Below are 15,749 nucleotides of genomic sequence, written 5' to 3'. Positions count from 1 at the left end.
CGCGGCCCTCATGACGACGCTGCGCGATCGCGCCCGGGGGGCACTGATCGGTCTGGCCCTGGGCGACGCGCTCGGCATGCCGACCCAGGAGCTCTCGCGCGCCCGGGCCGAGGAACTGCTGGCCGTCGGCCCGTGCTTCCTGGCCGGTCCGCCGGACAACCCGATCAGCGCGGGCCTACCGGCCGGCAGCATCACCGACGACACCGAACAGGCCCTGCTGCTCGGTGAGGTGCTGGTCGAGGGGGCGGGGGTGATCGACCCGCTGCGCCTGGCCGATGCCCTGCTCGAGTGGCAGGAGCAGATGGCCGCCCGGGGTTCCCTCGACCTGCTCGGCCCCTCCACCCGGGCGGCGCTGCAGGCCGTGCGGGCCGGCGCCGACCCGGCCACCACCGGACGCCACGGCACCACCAACGGGGCCGCCATGCGCATCGCCCCCCTCGGCATCGCGACAGCGATGCCGAACTGGGGCAGGGGTTCGGACGACGACGCCTTCGTCGCCGCAGTGCACCATGCCTGCCGAGTCACCCACGACACCCCGGTGGCTGTCGCCGGCGCGGCGGCCGTGGCCGCGGTGATCTCGGTGTCGCTGGACGGCGCGAGCTGGGCCGAGGCGGTCCGCGTGGCGATGCGGGTCGCCCGGTGCGCCCAGCCGGACGGCGCGCTGGCGCGGCGGCTCGACGCTGCCCTCGATCTGGCGGCGAGCGCCGCTCCGAGCGCGCCGGCCTCGGTGAGTGCCGAGACGCTCGATCACCTCGCCGAGACGCTCGGTACCAGCCTGGCGACCCTCGAAGCCGTGCCGGCCGCCTTCGCGATCGCTGCGCTGAGCCCGGACGACGCGTGGCGGGCCGGCTGGCTCGGCGCCCGGCTGGGCGGCGACAGTGACACCATCGCGGCGATGGCGGGGGCGATGGTCGGTGCCGCAACGGGTTTCGCGGCACTGCCGGGGGAGGCGGTGGCAGCGCTCCGGCTGGACGCCGGCCGGGTCGTCCGGCTGGTCGATGGCCTGGTGGCGCTGCGCCATCGACCCCAGCGTGAGCCGATGAGCGTGAGCCGATGGGCGTGAGTCGATGAGAGTGAGCCGGCTGGTCGGACTGGCCAGCATCCTGATCGATCACACCCTGGCGGTGCCGGCGCTGCCCGAGCGCGGCGGGGACGTGATCGCGGACGATCTCGGCCCGGCGGCCGGCGGCGGGATCAATGCCCTGGTGGCTGCCGCCCGCCTCGGGTTGCCCACCGTCCATGCCGGGCGCCACGGCACTGGCCCGCATGGCGCCCTGGTGCGAGATGCATTGCGGCACAACGGGATCGACTGCCTCCTGCCTGCCACGCCCGGCCGTGACACCGGCTGGTGCCTGGCCTTGGTCGAACCGAGCGGTGAGCGCACCTTCGTCACCGCGCCCGGCGCCGAGTCGGCGCAGGACGCGACCAGTCTGGCCGCGATCGTGCTGCGCCCCGGGGATGCGGTGTACCTCTCGGGCTACGACCTGGTCTACCCGGACGCCGCGCCGGCGCTGACCACCTGGCTCGCGGCGCTTCCCCCGGCCGCGGACGGCGGCCCGTGGGTGGTGTTCGACCCCGGGCCGCTGGTCGGTCAGATCGCCGGACAGTCGTTGCGGTCGGTCGTGGCCCGCGCCGACCTGGTGAGCGTGTCCGCCGCCGAACTCGTCGCGCTGGAGGCCCTGCCGGCGCCCCGGCGACTCGTGGTGCGACGAGGCGCCGCGGGTGCCGAACTGCGCGCCGCCGATCCTGGTGCTGCCGTCGACGTCGTGGCCTCGCCCGGCGTGGTCCCGCCCGGCCCGGTGATCGACACCAACGGCGCCGGCGACACGCACCTCGGCGCGTTGCTCGCGGCCCGCGCCGCGGGCCTGGACTGGACGGCCGCCCTCGGGCTGGCCAACCGGGCCGCGGCCTTCTCGATCACCCGTCGCGGGGCGGCGTCCGGCCCGACCCGGCGCGAACTGGGGCTGTCGGGTTAGGCCGGCTCGGGCCGGTGCAGGGCCGCGGTGACCGTGTCTGCGGCCTCGCGCAGCAGCGCGGCGACCTCCGGCAACACCTGGGACTCGTCGAACATGTTCGACAGCCGGGCCTCGTCGTGCAGGATCACGGCGTTGACGGCCGCGACCAGGTCGAGCCAGGACTCGCGGGCGAGTGCGGCGATCTGGGGCTCGGTCAGGTGCGCGAGCGGACGCCGGGCCGCGGTGTGCACCTCTTGACGCACGCCGGCGGAGCCACGGGCCGGGCCGCCCTCGACCGCCAGCGTGGCGACGGCCACGGTGACCGGGTCGGCACGCGCCACCTCGGGGGAGGACGGCGGCACCGGAGTCTCGCCCGCGTGGACCCGGGCGTGGATGCCGGTCAGCCATCCCAGCACGGCGTCGTCCACCCGGCGGGCGAAGTCGCCGGTCGGTCGGGCCAGGTCCTGGGCCTGCGCCGGGGTGATCGAGGGATGGTCGGCCCACCGCTCGGTGATCCGGAACAGGGCCAGGTCGACCTGCTCGTGCAACAGTGCGCTGATGGCCGAGTGCAGCGTCTCGGCGACCTTGACCACGCCGTCCTGGGGGCGCTGGGTGGCCCGGCTGCGGCGGCGCAACAGCCCACCCGAGGGCGGGGCCGCGTGGGCGGGGTTGTTCGGCCCGCGAGCCGGCCCGCGGGCCAATTGCCAGGCCCGGGCCAGGTCCTCGGTCACCAGCGAGGCATCGGTGCAGCGCTGCCGCACCTGCTCGCGGGCGTGGGCGAAGATCGATTCGACGTCGACGCGCAGCCGCCGCGCCGCCACCACCTGGTCGTCGGCGGCGTCGGCCAGGGCGTGCACGGCCGCCACCGCCTGCTCGACCGAGGAGTCGAAGACCGGGGCGGCGGGGCCGTGGCGGTCGGTTGCGCGGCTGGCCGTCTCGAGCCAGCGCTGCAGCGGCAGGATCGCCTGAACCGCCAGGCGGCCCTCGATCAGCATCATCTCGGGCAAGGTGAACATCCGGGCGTGTGCCAGCCCCGCTTGGGTCAGCAGCGTCGCCAGATGGCGCCGCACCTGCATGGCCTCGTTGTCGCGCAGTCGGTTCAGCAGGACGGCGAGCGGCACCTTGCGCTCGGCGGCCTCGGCCAGCACGCCCCAAGAGAGCGCGTCGGCGTAGTCGGTGCCGGTGGTCACGAACAGCCACATGTCCGCCACGGCCAACAGCCGTGAGGCGAGGTCGCGGTTGTGGTCCACCCGCGAGTCCAGGTCGGGGGAGTCGATCACCGCGAGGCCGCGGGCCACGTCCGGGTGCGGGACGGCGCGCAGGTCGACCCAGCGCGCGGCGTCCGCTCGCTGGTTCTCGGTGCCGCCTCCGACGAGTCCCACGGCCTGCAAGGCCTCGGTGTCCAGCGGGTTGTAGACCATCACCGGCTGGCGGGTGGTGGGCCGCAGCACCCCGCTCAGGCTCACCGGCGCCCCCACCAGTGAGTTGGTCAAGGTCGACTTGCCGGCACCGGTCGGACCGCCGATGACCACGATCAACGGGGGTTCGACGTCCGCCAGGCGGGGCAGGGCGTAGCTCTCCAGCAGCCGCAGCGCTCGTTCCCGGCGGGCGCGCATCCCGGCCAGGGCGGGGGCCTCGGGGGCCAGCTGGACGCTCTGCACGCTGCGGTGCAGCCGGGTGACGGCATGGGTGAGGGTCTGCTCCTCGTCCGGGACCACATCCATGCCGTATGTCCCTTCCGGGAGGTTAGAGCGGGTGGCGCCACGATGTTAGTGCCGAGGCTTCTGTGGTGTCTTGGGGTCCCCCGGTCCGGCTCCACCCTCGGACGGCGCGTCGGTGAGGTCCGGAGCGAGGATCCGGGTGATGACCGCGGGGTGGGCGGAGGGGTTCTCGCACCTCTGGAAAAGGCCCCTCACCAGCGACGTTGCTCCAAACGAGTGACAGTTCGACATAGCAGCGTGATATCCCGCTGTTAACACTCGCTGGTCTGTACTCGAACGGTTCCATGGAGTGGCCATGGAACGTCGCGGATCCGTGGATCGTCGCGGGGAAATCCTCGGGTTCAGGCAGTGCCTGGCAGTGCACCGGCAGTGCGAGTTGGGAGTTGTCACACCATGGGTCGACATTCGGCGCGGTCCGGCGCCGGCCCATTCGACCTGGGTGCGACGGATCTGGGTGCGGCGGATCTGGGGACGGTCGGCGCGCCCCGGCCCGGCTCCCGGCGCCGGATCTCCGCCGCTGTGGTGGCGATGGCTGTGCTCGGCACCGGCGGTGTGCTGGTCGCGGCGAACGGTCTGGGTGAGTCGGGCAACGCCGTGCTCAATTCCTCGCTGGACGACGGCCTGGCCGGCTGGGGGGTCAACCCCGGTGCGCGGCTCGAGTCGGTACCGGGCCGCCACGGCCGGGGTGGCCGGATCAGCCAGCGCACGCGTGACCGGTGGACCATCGCCCTGAACGACGCGATCAACTCCGTTCCCGCCACGACCGCGGGGGCGACCTACCGCGCCGAGGCCTGGGTCCGCTCGCAGCCGGGGCAGCAGGTGAGCCTGCGGTTGATGGCCTACCGCGGCAGCATCCTGCGAGGTCAGGCACTCGATACCCAGACCATGCCGGACGACGGGTGGCACCGGCTCAGCGTGACCTACCGAGCCGTCGAGAGCGGCGACTCGCTCGATCTGAACGTGGTGGCCCACGACCTGCCCTCCGGTCGCGGGGTCGATGTGGACGACGTTCGGTTGTTCTTGCCCGAGGGTGCAGACGCCTCGGGCGCCACCACCCCCTCCGGCGGGCCCGCGCCGGAGGGGCCTGCCCCGGTCACCGCGCAGGGGGCGGTGACCGGGGCGCCGCACGCCTCCGACTCGGCGGGGTCGCCCTCGGCGACGACCACGAGCGGCAAGCCCTCGACGGTCACGCCCTCGACGGGCAGGCGCTCGCCACGAACAGCGTCGTCCAGCCGCACCGTCTCGTCGTCCGGCACCACCCAGCCGAAGGTGACCTCACCGTCGGCCGGTCGCTCCGGATGGAAGCTCGTCTGGGCGGACGAGTTCGCCGGCACCGGCGTCGATTCCGCTCGGTGGCGGGCCGAGGACCATTCGACCTATGGCGAGGGAAACAAGGAACTCGCCTGCTTGATGAATCGCCCCGAGAACCTGAATGTCAGCGGTGGAGTACTGCACCTGATCGCCCGGCGGGAATCCACGCCGTTCGTGTGTGGGAGTTCGGATTCCCGATTCCCCGGCGGCCGGAAGTTCACCTCGGCCCACCTGACCACCAAAGGCAAGGCGGACTGGACCTACGGTCGGTTCGAGGTTCGGGCGAAGTTGCCGACGGCCGCGGGCACGACGAAGGGGTTGTGGCCGGCGTTCTGGCTGCGGCCGAGTGCCGGGGGAACGGGCGAGCTGGACGTGCTCGAGGCCATCGGCTCCGACGGGGCGGGTTCGGAGCACACCAAGGTGCACCAGACGATCTGGTACGACTACTCCGGCACGCACAGCCATCAACCCGTCACCGTCACGGTGCCCGGCGCCCTGCCCTCGGCCGCTTTTCACGTGTACGCCGTCGAGTGGGAGCGCGGTGAGATGCGCTGGTACATCGACGACGTCCTGACCTACACCCGGACGCCGAGCACCACGCCGTGGCTCGACGAGGCCTTCGCCAAGCCGTTCTACCTGCGGCTCAACCTGGCCGTCGGCGGCAACTGGCCGGGAGCGCCCACCTCCGCGACGGACTTCCCGGCCAGCTACGACGTCGACTACGTGCGGGTCTACCAGCGCTGACGTCACCGAACGGTGAACGTCTTGGTGTCCCAGAGCTGCAGGCTCGCGTCGAGCCCACTGTCGTTGTAGGCGCGCAGCTCGTAGCTGCCCGGTGGCAACGCGATCGTGGTCCGGGCCTGCGCGAACCCACCCATCATGGTGGTCACGAAGGTGGATGCCACGACGGTCTCACCCTGGTACACCCGCAGCGGCACGTTGCCCTCGAAGCCGGTGCCCAGGACCGAGACGGCAACCGGGGAGCTGACGGTGGCGCCCTGCGCCGGGCCGAGGATCCACACGTTGGCCTGGGTGCCCAGGGCCGTCGAGCGGGCGATCGGTGCCGACCAGTCCTGGTGACCGGACGGCGCGGTCGCGCCGTTCACCAGGAGCCGCACCCGGCGGGTGGTCGGGTCGGCGGCTGTGACGGTGTACACCAGCTGTTGGACGGCGGCCTGCTCGTAGGCCGATCCCACCGCGACGAAGCCCGACAGGTCGACCGTGGCGATCCCGCCCTGGGTGGTCAGCGACAGCACGCGAATCCCGGACGGCCACATCGAGGTGTAGTCGGGGTCGACCGGCGCCCCGCTCAGCATCTCGACCAGCGAGGTCAGGGCCGGGCTGTTGTCGCGGATCGCCACGCGGTGGAACTCGCGATAGAGCCGCGGCCCGGTGCCGACGTCGGCGACGTAGTAGACCGGGAGGGCGCGCACGGGACCGGTGATCGGGGTCGTGACCGGGGGAGTCGTGGCCGCTCCGGTCGGCCCGCTCGGGGTGGGGGCCGAGGATGCCGATGTCGAGGCGGCCGGCACCGAGGTAGCCGGCGTGATGACCGGTCCGGCGGAACCGTCATCGCCCGAGGTGCGCCACAGCACGCCGACCGCGGTGCCACCGGCGATCAACGTGAGCGCGGCGACCACCGGCACCAGCCGACGCGCAACACGTCGCCGCGTCGGGGGAAGGGCGGGAGGGAGCGGGGTGTGGGGTGCGGGGCGGAAGCTCGGGGTGGTTCCCGGGTCGACGGTGCTCATGGTGTCGCCTCCTGCGCCGAGGTTCCGGCGCTACCTCCATTGTCGCGCCGATCGGGCGCTCACACCATGGACGTCGGACCCGCTCGCGCGGTTGACGCGAGCATGATGCGGAGGCTGTCAGGCGGGGTCAGCCGGCCTCGGGGTCGGGCTGGTGGATGCCGAAGGTGTTGCCCTCGGTGTCGAGGTAGTAGCCCTGCCACGCCATCCCCGGCAACGCGGACTTCGCCATGGCGACCTGGCCACCGGCGGCCAGGATGCGCTGCTCGGTCTCGTCGTAGTCGCCGACGCCCATCGTGCAGACGAAGCTGTTGCTGCCGCCACCGGGAGTCACCGGAGCGGGGCGGGCGAGCAGGCCACCGTTGATGCCCATCTGGTCCTCGGGGCCGGTGACGATCCCCCAGTAGGTCGAGCCCGTGAACTGGCTGTAATCCTCGAAGGTCCAGTCGAAGGCGGCGGCATAGAAGGCCTTGGCCCGCTCGATGTCGTCGGCCTGGATCTCGAAGTGCACCACACGGGACATCGGGGCTCCTGCTGGGTCGGGGTCGGCTACTGAGGCGAGTTTCGCGCAGTGTCCGAGCTGAGGCCAGTTGGCTGGTTCCCGGACTCTGTGTGGCAAAAGTGGTGCCATGCGACGACTTTGACCGCACACAATCGCTGGCCTCGACCCGTTGTTCAGAAGGGTGGCGGGAGTGGCCAGGCGCCGGGGAGGTCGCCTTCGGTGGCCAAGGGTGGTGGCATGTCGTGTGGTTCGCTGATGTGGTGTCCGGACGGCGTGCGCCAGGTGACCTGCCCGGTCACCGGGTCCAGGGTCGGGGTGAAACCCGCGTGGTGCTTCAGCAGGTGGTGGAACCGGCACAGGGGGGCCAGGTTCTTCTCCTCGGTTGTGCCGCCGCTGCTGTGGGCGGTGACGTGGTCGAGGTCGGTCTCGATCGCGGGGCGCCCGCAGCCGGGGTGGGAGCACCGGGGCCGGGCAGCCTTCACCAACGCCTTCATGAACGGCGACGGCGTGTACCCGGGGTCGGTGGCGGCGCGTCCGATGGCGATCAGGGTGCCGTAGGTCGGTGAGTCGGGTCGGTCGTCGAGGACTTGGCATCGCCACAGCGCGCGTTGGCCGTATTTGTCGAGGATCGCCGCGAGCGCGTCGGTGGGGATCGGACCGTGCCCCGTGGCTTCGACCCATCCGGATCCGGTCGGTGGTGGCTGCCCTGCCCAGAGGGCGGTGAGGACCTGGAACGGGATGGTCACGTTCAACGACACCTTGGGTTCGACCCGGATCCCCGGGCAGGCCGGTGCCGGGGCGCTGACAGCCCCGCCGCCGAGCAGGCCACCACCGGCCCCGCCGCCACCGGTCGCGTCGTGACCGGTCACGTCGTTACCGGTCACGTCGTCACTGACCACGTCGTCACCGGTCGTGTCCTCGCCTGCCTGGGTCGTGGGCGCCTCGGTTGGTTCGGGTGCGTGCGGGGTGTGGGTGTGCTGGGTGGTGGTCGCGGTGTCGGGGTCACTGCCGCCGGTGCTGCCGGGTGTGGTGGGCAGTAGTGGGGGGATGGTGTTGGGGTCGGTGATCAGGTCGAACATGACCTGCGCCATCGAGGCTGCCTGCCGTTCCCGCTGCCCCACCGACCCACCACCCCGGACGCCATCACCCCTGCCCGGGTCGGTGCCCGCGCCCGGGTCGGTGCCGGTGTCGGGGCAGGTGGCGGCCTGGACCCGGTGCAGCAGCGCGGCGTGCAGGTCGGCGACGTTGGTGAGCGAGCCCCGGTAGGTGATGGCCGCCCGGCCGTAGCCCTGCTGGGTGACCTTGATGGTGTCCTTCTCGGCGGCGGCGTCGTCCAGGATCCGGCGATACGCCACCGCATCGGCCTGCGCGATCAGCCGTTCGATGCGGTTCTTCAGCCCCACGGCGCCGAGGTGCTCGGCGACCGGCAGGATCATCTGTTCCACCCAGTCCCGTGCCCGACCCGCTGCGAGGCGTCCGGTCTGGCGGGCCACCTCCCGCGCCCGGGTCGTCGAGATCGACCCGTCCAGCAGCGCCCGGTACAGCCGGCCGTGGTCCTCGGGCCAGGTCGCCAACATCTCCACCCGCGCCCGGAGTCCCGACGGGCTGATCCGCGCGACGGCGGCGACCTCCTCGATCGCCGCCGTCAACGCCCGCTCCTCGGGGTCACGGACCCACTCCGGCAGGTTCACCTCGACATCCAGGTCCAACTCGTGCGGGTGACGGGCCTGGTACCGCCACGCCAACTCCCGGGTCAGCTGGGCTTGGGTGAGTTCGATGTGGGTGATCGCCTGCCGACACGCCACCGCCGCCGACACCACCTCAGCATCCGACAGTCCCGACGGCTGCGACTGCGCCAACGTCACCGCCGCAACCGTCACCAACGAGGGCTCCACGGTCCCCGGGGTCAGGAACGTCCGGCAGATCCGCCCCGCGACCTGATCCCGGTCGTCCTCGTTCTCCGGTCCGCCGTCGGTGAACCAGTCCCACACTGCCTCCCGCGCCGACAACCGCGCCGAGCCGCGGTCGAGCTGTTCACGTTGCAGGGTGTTCTGTTCCCGGAGTGTCTCGACCTGCGCCCGCAACGCCTCGTTCTCGGCGCTGAGGCGAGCCACCTCGGCGTCCGCGTCGTGCAGGAGGTCGGGCGTGAACATGCCCCGATTCTACTAGAACACATGTTCGAACGCCAGCGATGGGCTCGTCGGATTGCCCTACCCCAGAACGGTTTTCACGCCCACACCAGCCGGGTGGAGGGTTGCGGAGAGGGTGGGGATGGGTGGGGTTGTCGCGCGCGGCTGTGGGCCGGTGAGGTCATAGGTGCGACCGTTGTGGACGCTGCTGCCGGACAGCACCTCGCGCAGCACGATGCTCGCGACGTCGGCGACGTCGTCCAGCGCCACCACCGACACCTTGCCCGAACCCGCCGGTCCGCGGATCACACCGTGCTCATCGGCGAGTAGCGGCACGAAGTCGGCATAGAGGTTGTCGCGCAGAAATGTGAAACCTATTCCGCCCGAACGGATGTGCTGCTCGGTATGCCAGTGATCGCGGGCGTGGGTGAATGTGGCCTGCGGCGCCGCTGCGTAGAACGAGGTGTCCACGATGTGCCGCACGCCGGCCTGCGCTGCGGCGTCCACGAAACCGGCGTGCACGCCGACCCGGTCCGGGTGCTCCGTGGCCGAGACCAGGAACAGGGTGTCGATGCCCGCCAGCGCCAGGCTCACTCCAGGGCGACGTCCGCGAAATCGGCTGCTGGGTCGTCGTTCGCGCTCACCGCTCGGGGATCACCGGGGTGCCCCGAGCGTAGACGGCGAGAATGCGGTGGATCGCGTCCGGGTCGGCGAGCGGGTCGCCGTCCACGATCAGGACGTCGGCGTCGTAGCCGGCGGCCAGCCGCCCGGTGCGCGCGCCCAGCCCCAGCACCTCGGCGGCGACCGAGGTCGCGGTGCGCAGCGCGTCCAGCGGCCCGATGCCGATGTCGGCGAGCTGCCACAGCGCCGTCCGCAGGATGTCGTGCGGTTTCACGGGTGCGATGCCGGCATCCGTGCCCGCGACGATCACTGCGCCCCACTCGCGCAGGCGGCGCAGGTTGGCGAGGATCTGCGGCATCCGGACCATCACGGCGGGGGGCGGGACGTGGCCGGGCGGTGGGGGCAGCAAGCCTGCCGTGGCGCCGACGACGATGCCACGCTCGGCGATGGCCCGCATCAGGTGCTCGGGCGCATCGACACCGGTGGCGCTCCAGAACGAGACGTGTTCGATGCCGTCCACTCCGGCGGCGATGCAGTTCTCGATGGCGGACGTGCCGTGCGCATGCGCGGTCAGTGGCAACCCGAGCCGGTGTGCCTCATCGACCGCCGCCGCGAGCACCTCGCGGTCGAACTGAGCGACCTCTTGGCTCGTACCCGGCGTCATCGTGCCCCCGCTGGTCATCACCTTGACGACGTCGCAGCCGCGTTCGGCGCGCTGCCGCACCGCCATCCGGACGGCGTCCGCGTCGTCCGCGACCGCACCACCCAGGAAGTAGCAGTGTCCGGCGAAGGTGGTGATCGGCGGTCCGGAGGCCAGGATGCGCGGCAGACCGGGCTGATCGCGCAGTTCCAGCGAGAGATGGTCGCGGTCCCCGAGATCGCGCACCGTGGTGACGCCGCCCGCCACCGCCGTGCGTGCGGCGGCGGTCATGGCGACCCGGACGGCGTCGTCGTCGCGCGCGGCCAGGGTGGCCACGGGGTTCTCCGTGGCGTCGAAGGCCAGGTGCACGTGGGTGTCGATCAACCCGGGCAACAGGGTGGCCCCGGGCCGGTCGATCAGCTCGGCATCGGCCGGAGGAGTGGAGCCGAGGATGACGGCATTGATCGCCGGTCCGTCCAGCACCACGACCGCGGGGCCTGGGTGCAGCTCGCGTCCGTCGAAGAGTCGTGACCCCCGCAGGGCGAGACGGCGCGGGCGTTCCCGGACGGACGTCGCAGCATTCACCGAGGCACTCTCCCGCTCGGTCGCCCGCTTGTCATGTGGGGCCGCCCGGCCTGCGCTCAGGCGGAGAGCGCGTCCACCGGGACAGAGGGAACGGACACCGGGGTTCCCCAACGCTGCCAGGTGGTCTCGATCGTGAACTCGAGGTTGTTCGGCCGGACCGCATCGATGCGTCTGACCGGACGTCCCGCGGGGTCCAGGTAGAGCTGGACGTCCAAGGCGGTGGCGGGTCCCATCTGGGCAGCCACGGCGGGCGGCAGACTGCCGAGCCATTCCTCGCCGGTCAGGGACCCGGTCCACTGCGTCGTCCTCGCCATGCCACTGGTTGCCGATCGGTGGAAGCGGGCTGTGGGAACCACGGCCGCCTGACCGAGAAACGATGTGGTGAGCCGGATCTCGTGATCGAGACGCTGCCCCTCGACGTTGAGGGTCGATGCGCTGACCTTCTGCCAGGCGCTCCCTGCGTGGACGTACATGGCATCGCCCCGCAGCAGGATGTCGACGCGACCACCTGCATCGAGGAGCACCGAGTATCGGGCATGTGGGGTCGGTCCGGTCGGCGGGTACGTGACGACCCCGGTGGCCGTCCAGCCATAGGAGTGGCCGAAGGTCTTCTGCCGCTGGGACCTGAACCGCGCCGAGGGTGTGGTGCCGAGCGATCCGTGGATGCGGAGGGCGAGGTCCGTTGCCGACAGGGACTCCTCGGAGGGCATCTTGACGGCTGGCGTGGGCGAGGTCCCTCCGCCCTGATCACCCTTGGGGAGAACGCATCCGGCCAGCGCCGACGACCCCACCACGCCCACTCCGCCCAGGATCAGCATCCGACGTGACACCGGGTGAGTCGCCATGTGTGCAGGCTAAGTGACAGGACCCAACCAGACGGCGGCATCCGGCGGCAGCGTGTCGACGATGCCGGGCAGGCTGGCGAGCAGGATGCGCCCCTCGGGCAGCCGGATGTCGCTGCCGCCGAGGTTGACCAGGCACCGCAACGCGTCACCGCGGCTCAGGTCGAGCACGTCGCGACCCGTGTCGTGCCAGTCGATCTGCGCGCTCAGGTGGGGGAGCAGCCGGCGCCGCGCACCCAGCGCAGCACGGTAGAGCGCGAGCATGCCGGTGGGGTCGTCGTCCTGCGCGGTGACCGTGTGCGCGGACCACTCGGCCGGCTGCGGCAACCATGGCTGTGCACCCTCGGTGAACCCGAACGGGGGCGCCTGGCCCGACCAGGGCAGCGGCACCCGACAGCCGTCGCGCCCCAACGCGGCCCCGGCGGTGCGATGCCAGACCGGGTCCTGCCGACACTCCGGCGGCAGGTCGGTGACCTCCCACAGGCCCAGTTCTTCGCCCTGGTAGAGATACGCGCTGCCGGGTAGGGCCAGCATCAGCAGGACGGCGGCGCGCGCACGCCGGGTGCCGAGGGCGAGGTCTGCTGGCCGCCCGGTGTCGGCCCCGGCGCTACCGTCCGGCACCGCGGTGTCGTGCCGGCCGTACCGCGTGATGTGCCGGGTCTCGTCGTGATTCGACAGCACCCAGGTCGGTGGGGCGCCGACCGCGGCCATGGCCGTGCAGGTGTCGACGATGTTGGCTCGCAACGCGTCAGCGGTCCAGGCGGACTTGAGGAAGTCGAGGTTGAAGGCCGTGTGCAATTCGTCCGGGCGCAGGTACAACGCGAGCCGGTCGGCCCCTTTGACGGTGACCTCACCGACGAAGATCCGGGCCGGGTCGTAGGAATCGGCGATCGCGCGCCAGGAGCGGAAGATCTCGTGGACGGCGTCGACATCCCACAACGGGCTGGAGTCCCACAACCGCGGCGAGAAGGTGTCGCCGGGTCGAAAGCCGTGGTCGGGCAGGTCCGGATGCTTGGCGAAGGCGGACGCCGCATCCACCCGCAGGCCGTCGATGCCCAGGTCGAACCAGAACCGGACGACGCCCTCGAACTCGCTGCGCACCTCGGGGTTGGCCCAGTTGAGATCGGGTTGCTGCGGGGCGAACAAGTGCAGGTACCACTGCCCGGGTCGGCCGTCGGGTTCGGTGATCCGGGTCCAGGCGGTGCCCCCGAACGAGCTGATCCAGTCGTTCGGTGGCTGGGCGCCGTCCGGCCCGCGACCGTCGCGAAAGTGGTACCGCTCTCGCGCGGGCGATCCGGGCTCGGCCGCCAGCGCCTCGGCGAACCACGGGTGGTCGTGCGAGGTGTGGTTCGCCGCGACGTCGATGACCAGCTTCAGGCCGACCTGGTGTGCATCGGCGATGAGCGCGCGGGCGTCGTCCACCGTGCCGAAGACGGGGTCGATGTCCCGATAGTCGCTGATGTCGTAGCCGCCGTCGTGCATCGGCGAGCGGAACCACGGCGTGATCCACAGGGCATCGACCCCGAGCTCGGCGAGATACCCCAGCCGCGAACGAATGCCGTTGATGTCGCCGATACCGTCGCCGGAGCTGTCCGCGAAGCTGCGCAGGTACACCTGATAGACGACGGCATCGCGCCACCACGGCGGTGCGGGCCGTATGGGAAGTGTGGCAAGCGTGGAAAGCGTGGGCGGTGAGGTCACTTGACGGCACCGGCAGCCAGGCCGGCGACGATCCGCCGCTGGAACGCGAGAACCATGATCACCAATGGAACCGTGACCAGGACGCCGGCGGCCATCTGGCTGCCGAACGGGGTCTCGAACTGGGTGGCGCCGGTGAACTTCGAGATCGCGACCGGCGCGGTCTGGATGTTGGCCCGGTTGGTCATGGTCAGGGCGATCAGGAACTCGTTCCAGGCGCCGACGAACACGATGATCGCCGTGGTGAACACCCCGGGCGCGGCGAGCGGCAGGATCACCTTGCGGAAGGCCTGCCCCTGAGTGCACCCGTCGACCATTGCGGCCTGTTCGAGTTCGACCGGCATCTGCTTGAAGAACGAGGTCAGGTTCCACACCGCCAGTGGCAACGAGAACGCCAGGCTGGGCACGATCATCGCCTGGTAGGTGTTGATCCAGCCCAACTGGGTGAACAGTTTGAGCAGCGGGACGATCAACGAGACCAGCGGGAACATCGAGGTCGCGATGATCGCGGTCAACGCGAGGCGCTTGCCGCGAAACTCCAGGCGTGCCAGGGCGTAGGCGGTCAGGGTGCCGACCACCAGGGCCATCACCGTGGTGATGCCGGCCACGATCAGACTGTTCACCAGGGCGCGGCCGAAGTTCTGCCCGGGGGCGAACACCGCGCGATAGTTCTCGATCGAGGCCGGCGAGGGGATCGGGGACTTCTCGAAGATGTCGCTGGTGCGCCGCAGGCTGGAGATCAGCATCCAGACGAACGGGGCCAGGCAGTAGATCACGATGCCGATCACGCCCAGATACGTTGCGGCCTGACCCAGTTGGCGCATCCGCTTCTTGGGGTCGTCGTTGACCGATCCAGCCGGGGACCCGGCCCGGGCCGAGCTGGTGGCAGAGGCGGTGGTCATGCCGTGGCTCCCTTCGTGAGGCGGCGGCGAGCTCGGTTGGCCTTGACGATCTGCTTGCGTTCGTCGCGGTCGCCGAGGACGTCGGCGCCGAGCAGGGTGACGAACACGTAGGCGATGCCGAACAGGTAGATGAACAGGATGATCCCGTAGGCCGCGGCCGATCCGTAGCGCAGGTTGGAGGCCTCGTCCTGGACCAGCATCGACAGCGTCTCGGCGGTCTTCTTGCGTGGCCCGATCAGGATGTAGGGCAGGTCGAACATGCGCAGGGCGTCGAGCAGGCGGAACAGAACCGCCACCAGCAGAGCGGGTTTCACCAGTGGAAGCGTGATGCTGGTGAAGCGCCGCACGGTGCCGGCGCCATCCACCCGGGCAGCCTCGTAGATGTCCTCCGAGATGACCTGCAGCCCGGCCAGCACCAGCAGGCCGATGAACGGAGCCGTCTTCCAGGTATCCGCGACGATCACCGCGAGTTTCGCCTGGAACCCCTCGGAGGTCCAGAGGATCGGGTCGCCCGGTAGGAGGGCGTTCGCGACGCCGTCCGCGTTGAAGATCCAGCCCCACAGGATGGCCGAGGCTGCGGTGGGGATCGCCCACGGCACCAGGATGCTGGCCCGCACCAGGGCGCGGCCCTTGAAGGCCTGATGCATGATCAGCGCCATGGCCACCCCGAGCACGGTTTCGACGGTGACCGTGGTGACGGTGAAGAACGTGGTGTTCCAGAAGGCGTTCCAGAACCTCGTCGAGGTGGCCCCCTGGAAGATGTCCGTGAAGTTGCCCAGGCCGATGAAGGGCTCGGTGTCACTGACGAACCCGGTCTCCTCGTCCAACCCGGCGGCACCGTAGAACGACTGCCGGATGGCAGCGAAGATCGGATAGGCGACGATCAGCGCCAACACGATGAACGTCGGTGAGATCAGGGTGTACGCGAGGCGTTCGGCCGCCCGCCGGCTGTCACTGCGGGTCCGTGCCTTCGTGGGTGGACGTGATTCGGTTCCAGCGCCGTGTGTCGTGGTCGCCACTGGCCGGTCTCCTTGGCTCGACGGGTACCGCTTCGTGAGGGTCAGCGACGAGGCGCTGAGGGGGACGACGGGGGCG

12 protein-coding genes are annotated in these 15,749 nt (G+C 71.1%); 3 read left to right on the top strand and 9 right to left on the bottom strand.

The genetic code is table 11. From position 1 onward, the window contains the following. The first annotated feature begins 10 nt into the window (after nt 1–10). Nucleotides 11–1,063: an ADP-ribosylglycohydrolase family protein gene (locus tag IPK24_17410; protein ID MBK8077293.1), complete on the top strand. Its 1,053-nt coding sequence runs from the start codon at nt 11–13 to the stop codon at nt 1,061–1,063. Between the two features lie 4 nt (nt 1,064–1,067). Continuing rightward, nucleotides 1,068–1,976 carry a sugar kinase gene (locus IPK24_17405; protein ID MBK8077292.1) on the top strand — a complete coding sequence of 303 codons (909 nt, stop codon included), beginning with the start codon at nt 1,068–1,070 and terminating at the stop codon, nt 1,974–1,976. Here the strand turns inward: IPK24_17405 and IPK24_17400 are convergent. After that, complete coding sequence (locus tag IPK24_17400) at nt 1,973–3,679, bottom strand: hypothetical protein (protein MBK8077291.1); 1,707 nt, start codon at nt 3,677–3,679, stop codon at nt 1,973–1,975. The two genes, IPK24_17405 and IPK24_17400, sit on opposite strands and share 4 nt — an antisense overlap. Before the next feature lie 390 nt (nt 3,680–4,069). On the opposite strand from IPK24_17400, the gene IPK24_17395 reads away from it, so the two are divergent. Then, nucleotides 4,070–5,731: a family 16 glycosylhydrolase gene (locus tag IPK24_17395; protein ID MBK8077290.1), complete on the top strand. Its 1,662-nt coding sequence runs from the start codon at nt 4,070–4,072 to the stop codon at nt 5,729–5,731. Nucleotides 5,732–5,733: 2 nt separating this feature from the next. Here IPK24_17395 and IPK24_17390 read toward each other — a convergent pair whose 3' ends face one another. The 8 genes from IPK24_17390 to IPK24_17355 all read right to left on the bottom strand — a co-directional run bounded on the left by IPK24_17390 (nt 5,734) and on the right by IPK24_17355 (nt 15,673). Further along, a complete protein-coding gene (locus IPK24_17390; protein MBK8077289.1) occupies nt 5,734–6,738 on the bottom strand; it encodes a GerMN domain-containing protein in 1,005 nt (334 codons plus the stop codon). Between the two features lie 127 nt (nt 6,739–6,865). Further along, a complete protein-coding gene (locus IPK24_17385; GenBank protein MBK8077288.1) occupies nt 6,866–7,258 on the bottom strand; it encodes a VOC family protein in 393 nt (130 codons plus the stop codon). Between the two features lie 152 nt (nt 7,259–7,410). After that, nucleotides 7,411–9,390: a hypothetical protein gene (locus tag IPK24_17380; protein ID MBK8077287.1), complete on the bottom strand. Its 1,980-nt coding sequence runs from the start codon at nt 9,388–9,390 to the stop codon at nt 7,411–7,413. Nucleotides 9,391–9,447: 57 nt separating this feature from the next. Then, a complete protein-coding gene (locus IPK24_17375; GenBank protein ID MBK8077286.1) occupies nt 9,448–9,960 on the bottom strand; it encodes an NmrA family NAD(P)-binding protein in 513 nt (170 codons plus the stop codon). Between the two features lie 46 nt (nt 9,961–10,006). Next, on the bottom strand, nt 10,007–11,482 hold the full coding sequence (locus tag IPK24_17370) for an amidohydrolase family protein (GenBank protein MBK8077285.1): 1,476 nt from the start codon (nt 11,480–11,482) through the stop codon (nt 10,007–10,009). 584 nt (nt 11,483–12,066) lie between these two features. Next, nucleotides 12,067–13,713 (bottom strand): glycoside hydrolase family 13 protein, encoded by a 1,647-nt coding sequence (locus tag IPK24_17365; GenBank protein MBK8077284.1) that lies wholly within the window; start codon nt 13,711–13,713, stop codon nt 12,067–12,069. A gap of 38 nt (nt 13,714–13,751) precedes the next feature. Further along, nucleotides 13,752–14,576: a carbohydrate ABC transporter permease gene (locus IPK24_17360; GenBank protein ID MBK8077283.1), complete on the bottom strand. Its 825-nt coding sequence runs from the start codon at nt 14,574–14,576 to the stop codon at nt 13,752–13,754. Between the two features lie 74 nt (nt 14,577–14,650). Next, complete coding sequence (locus tag IPK24_17355; protein MBK8077282.1) at nt 14,651–15,673, bottom strand: sugar ABC transporter permease; 1,023 nt, start codon at nt 15,671–15,673, stop codon at nt 14,651–14,653. Between the last annotated feature and the right edge of the window lie 76 nt (nt 15,674–15,749).

Source organism: Kineosporiaceae bacterium (assembly GCA_016713225.1).
Taxonomy (GTDB): Bacteria; Actinomycetota; Actinomycetes; order Actinomycetales; family Kineosporiaceae; genus JADJPO01.
The sequence above is the reverse complement of the archived record's forward strand: the minus strand, read 5'-3'. Positions and strand labels throughout refer to the sequence as shown.